General features: G+C 68.5%; 4 protein-coding genes. 3 read left to right on the forward strand and 1 reads right to left on the reverse strand.

The genetic code is table 11. From position 1 onward, the window contains the following. The 3 genes from JWQ81_RS01340 to JWQ81_RS01350 form a co-directional block, all read left to right on the forward strand. A partial coding sequence (locus tag JWQ81_RS01340) for a bifunctional 3-(3-hydroxy-phenyl)propionate/3-hydroxycinnamic acid hydroxylase (protein ID WP_297536882.1) occupies positions 1-1,430 on the forward strand: 1,430 nt, incomplete at its 5' end. Beyond that, positions 1,421-2,296, forward strand: a complete 876-nt coding sequence (locus JWQ81_RS01345; protein ID WP_297536883.1) for a fumarylacetoacetate hydrolase family protein — start codon at positions 1,421-1,423, stop codon at positions 2,294-2,296. The genes JWQ81_RS01340 and JWQ81_RS01345, both read left to right, overlap by 10 nt. 11 nt (positions 2,297-2,307) lie before the next feature. After that, positions 2,308-3,231 (forward strand): VOC family protein, encoded by a 924-nt coding sequence (locus JWQ81_RS01350; protein WP_297536884.1) that lies wholly within the window; start codon positions 2,308-2,310, stop codon positions 3,229-3,231. A gap of 155 nt (positions 3,232-3,386) precedes the next feature. Here JWQ81_RS01350 and JWQ81_RS01355 read toward each other — a convergent pair. Further along, positions 3,387-4,048: class II aldolase/adducin family protein (locus tag JWQ81_RS01355; protein WP_366942240.1), on the reverse strand; the 662-nt coding region annotated here is incomplete at its 5' end.

Consider the following 4,048-nt stretch of genomic DNA (forward strand, 5'->3'; position numbering starts at 1 on the left):
AGCCGTATCCGCTGCCGCGGGCGGTGCACTTCGACGACGAGATCGGCCGGGTCTTCCAGTCGATGGGCCTCACCGAGGAGGTGAAGGCGATCTCCGAAGGCGTGCCGGACCACTACGAGTGGCGTAATGCCCTCGGCGCGTCCCTGGTCCGTATCGACTGGTCCGGGACCGGGCCTTGCGGCTGGCCGACGGCGAGCTTCTTCTCGCAGCCGGAGCTGGAGGAGGTGCTCACCAAGGCGGTCGAGGCGATGCCGAATGTGACGCTGCGCCGAGGCGCGGAGGTCGTCGGTGTCGAGGAACAGGGCGAGGACGTTCTGGTGACCTACACGACCACGGTCGTCAAGCAGCGGCACGCGCGGGGCCGGTTCGTGATCGGCTGCGACGGCGCGAACAGCTTCGTCCGCGAGCGCTTGGGCGTGGCCCTGCACGATGAGGGCTTCTTCTACGACTGGCTCATCGTCGACACCGTTCCACTCGACGAGCGAGAGTGGTCACCGCAGAACTGGCAGCTGTGCGACCCGGCCCGGCCAACCACCGTGGTCTCCGGCGGCCCTGGCCGGCGCCGCTGGGAGTTCATGCGGCTGCCCGGCGAAACCCGCGAAGAGCTCAACACCACCGGCAAAGCCTGGGAACTGCTGGCGCCCTGGTCGCGCACTCTGGAGAACTCGCGCCTCGAACGGCACGCCGTCTACACCTTCGCCGCTCGTTGGGCCGACCGCTGGAACCGCGGCCGCCTCGCGATCGCGGGTGACGCGGCCCATCAGATGCCGCCGTTCGCCGGCCAGGGCATGTGCTCGGGCCTGCGCGACGTCGCCAACCTCTCCTGGAAGCTCGACCGGGTACTGCGCGGCGAGTCGGGTCTCGCGCTGCTGGACACCTACACCTCCGAACGCGGCGTCCACCTTCAGCACGCGATCGCGATGTCCGTCGAGCTGGGACGCGTCATCTGTGTGCTGGACGAGCAGCAGGCCGCCGACCGCGACGCCCGGATGATCGCCGGCGGTGCCAACCCGGCTCGCGTCCTCCCCGTTGCCGCACTCCCGGTGCTCGGCGAAGGCGTGCTCGCCGACAGCCTCGGCATGAGCACTCTGCGCGGAACCCTGGCTCCGCAGTTCCCGGTCGAGCGCGACGGCCACCGCGCCCTGCTCGACGACGTCACCGGCTACGGGGCCGTGCTCCTTTCGCTCGACGATGTCGAGGAGTCGTTCGAGCATTCCGGTGTGCACGCCTGCACCGTTGGTCCTGGCAACAACGCTTGGGCCCGCTGGTTCGAGTCGCACGACATCCAGGCGGTGCTCATCCGGCCGGACCACTACGTCTTCGGCGCCGTCACCGACCTCGCCGATATCAAAGAACTCGTCACCCGGTATCGCGATCTCGTCGGTGCCCGGACTACCCATTCCCCAGGAGAACCGATTTCATGCGTCTAGCCAACATCGACAACCGAGCCGCCCTCGTCCTCGACCAGGACGGTGCCGCGAAGTTCGTCGACATCGCCAATGCGTCGGACGGCCGGTGGGGGCCGGGCCTGCCGGAGGTCTTCGAGCATTGGGCGGAGGTCACCGCTTGGGCGGTCGAGTTGGACGTTCCGGCCGGTCAGTTGGCGCCGGTCGACCGTGCCCGACTCGGCGCTCCCTCGCCTGCGCCGCGGCAGGTCTTCGCGGTCGGGCTGAATTACCACGCGCACGCCGCCGAGTCTGGGTTCGCCGCGCCTACCGAGTTGCCCCCGGTGTTCACCAAGTACGTGTCGAGTTTCTCCGGGCCTGACACCGAGGTTGTGCTGCCGTCAGCGGGCAATGTCGACTGGGAGGTCGAACTCGTTGCTGTCGTGGGGCGGGAAGCCCGCGAGGTGGCCGAAGCCGATGCCTGGTCCTGCGTCGCCGGTCTCACCGCGGGCCAGGACCTGTCCGAGCGGGTGACGCAGATGCGGGGCCCCGCGCCGCAGTTCGGGCTCGGCAAGTCGTTCGACGGGTTCTCGCCGCAGGGCCCCTGGCTGGTGACCCCGGACGAGTTCGACGATCCCGACGACCTCGAACTGGGCTGCGCGATCGACGGTGAAGAAGTTCAAAAAGGACGTACTCGTGACCTCATCTTCAGTGTTCCCAAGCTGATCGCGGCCTTGTCGGAGATCGTGACGCTCTACCCGGGTGACGTTGTCTTCACCGGCACCCCGGCTGGGGTCGGGGTCGGCCGGGAACCCCAGCGGTTCTTGCAGACCGGCGAGCGACTCGACAGCTGGATCGAAGGCATCGGCGAACTGCACCAGACGTTCGTCGCCGCCCCGGGCGCGGAGTAAGGAGAAGAGCCATGGCACTGCACGGGCTGGGCAAAGTCACCATCGGCGTCCCCAACGTCGCGGAGACCATCGCCTACTACACCGACTTCGGTCTCCAGCACCGCGGCGACGGCGTCTTCGCGACCCTCAGCGGCGGCGAGCAGCTTCAGATCGTCCACGCCCCGACCCGCCGGCTGGTCGAGCTGACAGTCGCGGCGGACGACCCGGACGATATCGCCGCCATCACCCGGCGGCTCCGCGCCCACGACGTGCCCGTGGAAGACGCGGGTGCCTTCCTGCATGCGGTCGAGCCGATCACCGGGGTCCAGGTCCAGGTCGCGGTGCGCCCCCGGATCCTCATCGAGCCCCCGGTCTTGACGACGCCCTACAACGGTCCGGGCCGGATCGACCGGTGGGGACGGGCGCCGTTCATCGGCCGCACCGAGCCGGTGCGACCCCACAAGCTCGGCCACGCCGTACTCGGCAGCGTCGACCTCGAGACGACGATGCGCTTCTTCACCGAGGGGCTCGGCTTCAAGGTCAGCGACTACATGGGGGACAAGGCCGCGTTCCTGCGCTGCTCGGTCGAGCACCACAATGTGTTGGTGATGGCCGCGCCGGTGAACTTCCTGCACCACACCAGCTGGCAGGTCGACGACGTGGACGAGGTCGGCCGCGGTGCGCACGCGATGCTCGAAGGCAACCCCGAACGTCACATCTGGGGGCTCGGGCGGCACTACGCCGGCGCGAACTTCTTCTGGTACCTCAAGGATCCGGCCGGCAACTTCTCCGAGTACTACTCCGATATGGACACCGTCCCCGAGGACGAACTGTGGAGTCCCGAGGTGCTCAACGGTCTGCAGGGGCTCTATGCCTGGGGGCCGCCTCCGCCGCCGTCGTTCCTCGAGCCCGATGACCTGGCGGCGCTGATGACCGGCGCCCACTCTACGAGTTGACACCGGGAGCCGGCGGCATCGGTGTGCACGGGACCGCCGAAAGAGAAGGGTCTGTCGATGTCTGATTCCGATGTTCCCGTACTGCAGGTGATCGTTGGCAGTACCCGTCCCGGACGGGCCGGACTGCCCGTGGTGCGGCGGCGTGTACCCGCCGCTCAGCCATCCTCGGAGTTTCCTTTGCGGACCAGGTATGCCCAGCCGGCGCGCAGTTGGTCGGGATTCCAGACCTGGTCGCGTTTGAAACGCGTTTCCGCCTCGTCGGACCATCGCGCCGGACCGCCCGCGGCTGTTGCCATGAGTTGGGTGCGGCAGGCGCGTTCGAGCAGTACTGCGTACATGACGGCGGATTCGATGTCCGGACCGGCGGTGGCCGCGCCGTGGTTGGGAATCAGGATTCCGTTGGCCTCGCCGAGACGTTCGGCGAGTGCCTGGCCGAGCTCCGGGGCGGCGATGAGGGCACCAGTGTCGGTGAAGCGTGGCAGCTGCGGATGGGTGAACGGAACCGCGTCGTGCGACAGTGGTTTCAACTCGACGTCGAGCGAGGCGAACGCGGCCAGCGCCGCGGCATGGGTGTGCACGACAGCACCGACATCGGGGCGGGCCGCCATGATCTCGGTGTGAATCGGGTATTCCAGGTGGCGTTTGCCGACGCCGTCCAGGACCGATCCGTCCGGGGCGATGAGGAGGACGCGGTCGTCGTCGATCTCTTCGAAGCCCCAGCCGGATGCCTTCATCCAGGCTCCGCGCCCGTCGGGGTCGCGGACCGAGGCGTGGCCCCAGACCATGTCGCCGAGTCCGGCCGCCGCCAGCGCTCGGC

Origin of the sequence: Amycolatopsis sp. (genome assembly GCF_025464955.1) — a bacterium.
Taxonomy (GTDB): Bacteria; Actinomycetota; Actinomycetes; order Mycobacteriales; family Pseudonocardiaceae; genus Amycolatopsis.

Bases quoted from the DNA above. Each gene is read 5' to 3' on its own strand.
- JWQ81_RS01345 (WP_297536883.1), top strand. From the start codon at position 1,421: ATGCGTCTAGCCAACATCGACAACCGAGCCGCCCTCGTCCTCGACCAG.
- JWQ81_RS01350 (WP_297536884.1), top strand. From the start codon at position 2,308: ATGGCACTGCACGGGCTGGGCAAAGTCACCATCGGCGTCCCCAACGTC.